Source organism: Nocardiopsis lucentensis DSM 44048 (genome assembly GCF_000341125.1).
In the GTDB taxonomy this organism is placed as follows: Bacteria; Actinomycetota; Actinomycetes; order Streptosporangiales; family Streptosporangiaceae; genus Nocardiopsis; species Nocardiopsis lucentensis.
Map to the genome: position 1 here is coordinate 1 of NZ_ANBC01000801.1, position 6,326 is coordinate 6,326.

Consider the following 6,326-nt stretch of genomic DNA (forward strand, 5'->3'; position numbering starts at 1 on the left):
CCGAGGAGGAAGAATCCCTGTCTCTTTGGGCGCCTGAACCCGGGCCGAAGCGAAGCGGAGGCCCAAAGCAAGCACTGACACCAGCAGCGGTTGGAGTGTGGAATTGAGTACCAGCGACACCCGGGCAAGACGCCCCGAGACGGCTCCGGTCGAACTCGCCATCGGCGGGATGACCTGCGCCGCGTGCGCCAACCGCGTCGAGAAGCGGCTCAACCGCATGGAGGGCGTCACCGCCAGCGTCAACTTCGCGACCGAGAAGGCGCGCGTGTCGTTCGAGGGTGAACCCGTCGCCGTCGACGAACTCGTCGCCCAGGTCGAGAAGGCGGGCTACACCGCCACCGTCCCCCAGCCCGACACCGGGCCGGGGGAGACCCCCTCCGAACCGGACGACCCCGCCCGCGCCCTGCGCGACCGGGCGCTGGTCTCACTCCTGCTCTCCGCTCCGGTCATCGCCATGGCGATGATCCCGGCCCTCCAGTTCACCTACTGGCAGTGGGCGTCCCTCGCCCTCGCGGCGCCCGTCATCGTCTGGGGCGCGCTGCCCTTCCACGTCTCGGCGTGGAAGAACCTCAAACTCGGCACGGCGACCATGGACACGCTGGTCTCCCTCGGGGTGACCGCCGCGTTCCTGTGGTCCCTGTACGCCCTCTTCCTCGGCACCGCCGGAACCCCCGGTATGGTGCACCCCTTCGAGTTCACCATCACCCGCACCGACGGCTCCGCCAACATCTACCTGGAGGTCGCGGCAGGGGTCACCTCCTTCATCCTCCTCGGCAAATTCTTCGAGGCCCGGTCCAAGCGCCGGGCCGGGGCCGCCCTGCGCGCCCTGCTCGAACTGGGCGCCAAGGAGGTCACCGTCCTGCGGGGCGGGGGATCGGACGCACGCGAGGAGCTCGTCCCCATCGAGCGGCTCGCCGTCGGCGACCGCTTCGTCGTCCGGCCCGGCGAGAAGATCGCCACCGACGGCACCGTGGAGGAGGGCACCTCCGCCGTCGACATGAGCATGCTCACCGGCGAGTCCGTCCCCGTGGAGGTCGCGCCCGGAACGGCCGTGGTCGGTGCCACCGTCAACGCGGGCGGCCGCCTCGTCGTCCGCGCCTCGAGGGTCGGCTCCGACACCCAGCTCGCCCAGATGGCGCGCCTGGTGGAGGACGCCCAGAACGGCAAGGCGCAGGTCCAGCGGCTCGCTGACCGGGTCTCCGGGATCTTCGTCCCCATCGCGATCATGATCGCCGTGGGCACGCTCGGTTTCTGGATCGGCACCGGAGGGTCGGTGTCGGCCGCCTTCACCGCCGCCGTCGCCGTACTGATCATCGCCTGCCCGTGCGCGCTCGGCCTGGCCACGCCCATGGCCTTGATGGTCGGCACGGGCCGGGGCGCTCAGCTCGGCATTCTCATCAAGGGCCCGGAGGTCCTGGAGAGCACCCGCCGCGTCGACACCGTCGTCCTCGACAAGACCGGCACCGTCACCACCGGCCGGATGGCCCTCACGGGGATCACCGCCGCTGACGGCGAGGACGAGGACGAGCTCCTGCGCCTGGCCGGAGCCCTGGAGAACGCCTCCGAGCACCCCATCGCCCGCGCCATCGCCAAGGAGGCCGCCGTGCGGGTCGGCGCGCCGCCGACCCCGGAGGACTTCGCCAACATCGAGGGACGCGGCGTCCAGGGGGTCGTCGACGGGCACGCCGTCCTGGTCGGTCGGGTGGCCCTGCTGGAGGAGTGGTCGCAGACCCTGCCCGAGGAGCTCGCCGCCGCGGTCGCCGACGCGGAGTCGGAGGGGCGCACCGCCGTCGCCGTCGGTTGGGACGGGAGAGCCCGGGGGGTCCTGGTCGTGGCCGACACCGTCAAGCCCACCAGCGCCGAGGCGATCCGTCAGTTCCGTGACCTGGGGCTCACCCCGATCCTGCTCACCGGCGACAACGAGGCCGTGGCCCGCGCCGTGGCCGTCGAGGTCGGTGTCGACGAGGTGATCGCGGAGGTCCTGCCCGAGGACAAGGTCGACGCCGTCCGGCGGCTCCAGGACGAGGGGCGCACCGTGGCGATGGTCGGCGACGGGGTCAACGACGCCGCCGCGCTCGCCCAGGCCGACCTGGGGCTGTCCATGGGAACGGGTACGGACGTCGCGATCGAGGCCAGCGACCTGACCCTGGTGCGCGGTGACCTGCGCGCGGCGGCGGACGCCGTCCGGCTGTCGCGGCGGACCCTGGCCACCATCCGGGGCAACCTGTTCTGGGCCTTCGCCTACAACTCGGCGGCGCTGCCCCTGGCCGCGCTCGGCCTGCTCAACCCGATGCTGGCGGGGGCCGCGATGGCGCTGTCGAGCGTGTTCGTGGTGACCAACAGCCAGCGACTGCGCCGGTTCCGGCCGCTCAGCGATCACGCCACCGCCGCCTGAACCGACCGCCCACCCTCCCGACCGACGGCCGCCCCGGGACCCGCGCCCCGGGGCGGCCGCGTGTTCGGGGCCAGCACGGATATCCGGAGAAACCGCTGATCCCCGGGGAGTGCGGATGACTCGGTGTGAATTGGGTCTCGCGTTCCGCGAAACCGAGCGCTAGGGTGTGCCGGTGGACGAACCCCAGGGTTCACACGGAGCCCCACACGGGCCCCGTACCGATCCGCGCGGTACCCCCGCTGTCCGCTCGTGACCCGAAGGACGGAGCCCCCTCCCGGACCGACGCCAGCCCGCCCCTCCCCTATCCCCCTCCCATGAGGCCCCCGTGACATCTGGATGCCCGTACGCCACGTTCCAGCGGAGTGAACCGCACCCCGACCCCTACGCCGTGTACGCCGAGCTGCGTGCGGAGCACGGTCCGGTGGTCCCGGTCGAGCTCGAACCGGGCGTCCACGGGTGGCTGGTCACCGACTACGAGACCCTCATCTCCTGGTCCAGGGACACCACCACGTTCACCCACGACTCACGGGTCTGGCGGGACTTCCGCGAGGGGAGGGTCGACCCCGACTCCCCTCTCCTGCCGATGATGGCGCCCCGGACGAACGCCCTGTTCGTCGATGGTGCCGAACACCAGCGCTACCGCCGGGCGATCACCGACAGTCTCGGTGCCGTCAGCGACGCCGACCTGCGCGCGACCACCCGTCGCTACGCCGACGGCCTCATCGACCAGTTCTGCGCGCGGGGCGAGGCGGAACTGCTCAACGAGTACGCGCGCACCCTCCCGCTGCTGGTCTTCAACGACCTGTTCGGCTTCGACGAGGACCAGGGCCTGCGTTTCGCCACCGCCATGCGCAACATGTGGATGGGCGTGGACGCCGAGCGCTCCAACACCGAGGCCGAGCGCGCCCTGTCCGAGGTGGTCGGCGCCAAGCACCGCGCGCCCGGGGACGACGTGACCACGCGCCTCATCCAGCACCGCGCCGGACTCACCGACGAGGAGATCATCATGCAGATGCTCCTCATCGTCGGCGCCGCCAACGAGCCCACCGCCAACCTCATCGGCGCCGCCGTCCGCTCCGCGCTGGCCGATCCGGTGGCGGCCTCGGACCGGGTCCCCTCCGACGCGGCCCTGGCCGACATCGTCGACCGCGTCCTGTGGCTGGAGCCGCCGATCATCAACTACCCGGTGATCTACCCGCGCGTGGACGTGCCCCTCGGCGGGGGCCGGACGATCCGCGCCGGTGAGCCGGTCACGCTGAGTTTCGCCGCCGCCAACCACTTCTACCGTCGGGAGAACGCCGAGCGGTTGGAGGAGGCGCCCAACCGGGCCCACGTCGCCTGGGGCGCGGGGCCGCACCGGTGCCCCGCACGCGACGAGGCCACCACCATCACCACCATCGCGCTGCGCACCCTGCTCACCCGGCTCCCCGGGCTGCGCGTGGCGGTGCCGCGCGAGGACCTGCGCTGGCAGATCACCGCCCTGTCCTGCATCCCGCTCCAGCTCCCCGTCCAGTTCACGCCGCAGTCACCCCTGCCCCCCACCGATGTGGAAGGACCCTCATGGAGCCCCTCCGACTCGCCCCGGGAAACCTCCGGTCCCAAGCCGCCCACCTCCGCTCGCTCGGGCCTGTCGTCCCTGTCGAACTTCCTGGTGAGGTTGCTGCGTGGATCGTGACCAGCCACGCGGCGGTCACCGAGGCCCTCGCCAGCCCGCACGTCCAGAAGGACAAGAGGCACTGGCGCGCCTTCAACGCGGGTGAGATCCCGCCTGACTGGCCGCTCATCTCGTGGATCATCGCCGAGAACATGCTGACCAGCGACGGCGACGAGCACACCAGATTGCGCAAGCTCGTCTCCAAGGCGTTCACCCCCCGAAGGATCGAGCTGTTGCGCGGCGGCGTCGTCGCGGTCATCGACGGCCTCCTGGACGGTGTGGAGGAGGCGGCCGGTGCGAGTGAGGACGGTGTCGTGGACCTGCGGGCGCTGCTCGCCCAGCCCCTGCCGATGACGGTCATCAGCGACCTGTTCGGGCTCGACGAGGCGATCCGGCCGACACTGAACCGCCTGGTCGGCCAGTTCTTCGACCAGAGCGTCACGCCCGAGGCGGCGATGGCGGCGTTCACCGAGATCGGCGAGGTCCTCACCGCGCTGGTCGCGGCCAAACGGGAGGAGCCGGGCGACGATCTGACCACCGCCCTGATCGCGGCCCGCGACGAGGACGACCGGCTCAGCGAGACGGAGCTCATCTGGAGCCTGCTCCTGATCATCAGCGCGGGCTACGAGACCACGATGAACCTCATCGCCAACGCCGTCCGCGCCCTGGTCACCCACCGCGACCAGCTCGACATGCTCATGGACGGCCGTGTGCCGTGGTCCGCGGCGGTCGAGGAGGTCCTGCGCTGGGACGGTCCGGCCGAGTACATCCCGATGCGCTACACGACCCGAGACCTCGAACTCGCCGGGGTGAGCGTCCCCGCGGGCGAGCCGCTGCTGATCGGCTACGGCGGGGCGGGCCGGGACGGGGAGCGATACGGTCCCACGGCGGAGGAGTTCGACGTCACCCGTGAGGACACCTCGCACCTGGCCTTCTCGCACGGGCGCCACTACTGCCTGGGGGCGAGTCTGGCCCGGATGGAGGCGGGGGAGGTCCTTCCCCGCCTGTTCGAGCGGTTCCCCAAGCTCGACCTGGCCGTGCCGCCGGAGGAGCTGAGGCCGCTGCCGTCGATCGTCGTCGCCGGGGTCGAGGAGCTGCCGGTGCGCCTGCGCTGAGAGTGACGCCGGGTGGGACACGCCCGGTGACCACGATCCCGTGAGAAGGGGTTTCACCCCCTTCTGGCGGGATCATCGCATTTCAGGGATCATGTGCCTGATGTCAGGGCGCCGGGTGGGTGTTCGCGGCGCCGCCACCGACCGTGCCAACGCCGCCCGGGATCCCTAGACTCTGGATTGTCCCCCCTGCCCGGCCACGCTCCGCTCCCGCGGTCACCCCTGCCCTTCTCCCCTCCCCTTCAGAGGAATCGCGCCACATGAACAGTTCGGCAGCCGAATCCGGCCGCTCCCTGGTCGACAGGTACCGCCTGGACGAGGTCATCGGCGAGGGCGGCATGGGCCGGGTCTGGCGGGGAACCGACACCCTCCTCGACCGTCCGGTCGCCGTCAAGGAACTGACCACGCCGCCCGGCCTCCCGGCGCACGAGGTGGAGGTCCTGCGTACGCGGATGCTGCGCGAGGCGCGCAGCGCCGCGCAGCTGAGCCACCCCTCCATCATCACCGTGTTCGACGTGGCCGAGGAGGACGGCCGCCCCTGGATCGTGATGGAGCTGGTCCAGGGGCCCTCCTTGGGCGACCTGATTCGCTCCGGGGAGTCGCTGTCCGTGCGCCGGGTCGCCGACATCGGTGAACAGATGGGCGCCGGACTGGCCGAGGCGCACGGGCGGGGCATCGTGCACCGCGACATCAAGCCCGGCAACGTGCTCATCGCGGGGGAGAACCGCGCGGTCCTCACCGACTTCGGCATCGCCCATCTGGACGGGTCCACCCATCTGACCAGTACGGGACTGCTCATCGGCTCCCCCAGCTACCTGGCGCCCGAGGTCGCGCAGGGGCATCAGGCCACCCCCGCCTCAGACGCGTGGGCCTTGGGCGTCACCCTCTACCAGGCGGTGGAGGGGTCGCTGCCGTTCGACCGGCCCACGCCGATGGCGACGCTCACCGCCATCTGCACCCAGGACCTGCCCGAACCGCTGCGGGCCGGCCCGCTCCGCCCCGTACTGGAGGGGCTGTGCGCGAAGGAACCGGGGGACCGGCTCTCCATCGCCGAGGCGCGCTCCCTCCTGCGCGGGATCCGGGACGACGAGGAGGCCGCCTCCGTCGGCGCCGCCCCCACCCTCGCGACCACCCGTCCCACCGAGGAGCCCGGACCGGCGGCAGC

4 protein-coding genes are annotated in these 6,326 nt (G+C 71.7%); all 4 read left to right on the forward strand.

Annotation, left to right across the window (positions count from 1 at the left end; genetic code table 11):
* Nucleotides 1-103 precede the first annotated feature (103 nt).
* Complete coding sequence (locus D471_RS0128050) at nucleotides 104-2,395, forward strand: heavy metal translocating P-type ATPase (protein WP_026128150.1); 2,292 nt, start codon at nucleotides 104-106, stop codon at nucleotides 2,393-2,395.
* A gap of 388 nt (nucleotides 2,396-2,783) precedes the next feature.
* Complete coding sequence (locus tag D471_RS0128055; protein WP_017601698.1) at nucleotides 2,784-4,070, forward strand: cytochrome P450 family protein; 1,287 nt, start codon at nucleotides 2,784-2,786, stop codon at nucleotides 4,068-4,070.
* A complete protein-coding gene (locus D471_RS0128060) occupies nucleotides 4,067-5,164 on the forward strand; it encodes a cytochrome P450 family protein (protein ID WP_017601699.1) in 1,098 nt (365 codons plus the stop codon). The genes D471_RS0128055 and D471_RS0128060 overlap by 4 nt, the downstream gene beginning before the upstream one ends.
* A 257-nt stretch (nucleotides 5,165-5,421) precedes the next feature.
* Nucleotides 5,422-6,326, forward strand: a 905-nt coding sequence (locus D471_RS0128065) for a serine/threonine-protein kinase (RefSeq protein ID WP_017601700.1), incomplete at its 3' end; no start/stop codon positions are given.